The 529-nt window shown below is 55.8% G+C and carries 1 protein-coding gene; it reads right to left on the bottom strand.

All coding sequences use genetic code 11. The features are described from left to right. Positions 1–529 (bottom strand): glutathione S-transferase family protein (locus KDM89_RS19480; protein ID WP_212689554.1); only part of this gene is annotated, 529 nt, incomplete at both ends.

Below are 529 nucleotides of genomic sequence, written 5' to 3'. Positions count from 1 at the left end.
AGTCAGCGCACGTAAAGCTGGCCATTCCGTCGCAGGACGCGGCATATTGCGCGACCAGCGCATCAGCATGGTCAGATACAGATCGGCACAGCTAAATTGCTCGCCAAGTAAATACGGACCTTGCTGGCTCAAATGGCGGTCGAGCTGATCCCAGATGCGCGCGATTTTTTGTTGTATAGCCTGACTCAGTGCTTCCGGATGGCTGACATTGCCCAGCTCTTGCGGATAAAACCAGAGCCGGAAACTGGCTTGCAGATTATGGCTGAGTGACAGCATCCACTGACGCCACAAATCATAGGCGACTGTGTCGCGCGCCGGTACCAAACCGCTTTCAGGGTGATGCTCCGCGAGTAGCATGGCGATCGCCGCCGCCTCGGTATATGGCTGTTCATCCAGCACCAGAGTCGGTACCACACCGTAAGGATTCAGTCGCAGGTAGGCCGGATCTTTTTGCTGCTGTTTATCGATGTCGACCAGCTGCAAACGATGCGGAGCACCGGTTTCCAACAGCATCAGGTGGACCAGCATG

The organism is Cognatundibacterium luofuense, from assembly GCF_018139685.1.
GTDB classification, from domain to species: domain Bacteria; phylum Pseudomonadota; class Gammaproteobacteria; order Burkholderiales; family Burkholderiaceae_D; genus Undibacterium; species Undibacterium luofuense.
The sequence above is the reverse complement of the archived record's forward strand: the minus strand, read 5'-3'. Positions and strand labels throughout refer to the sequence as shown.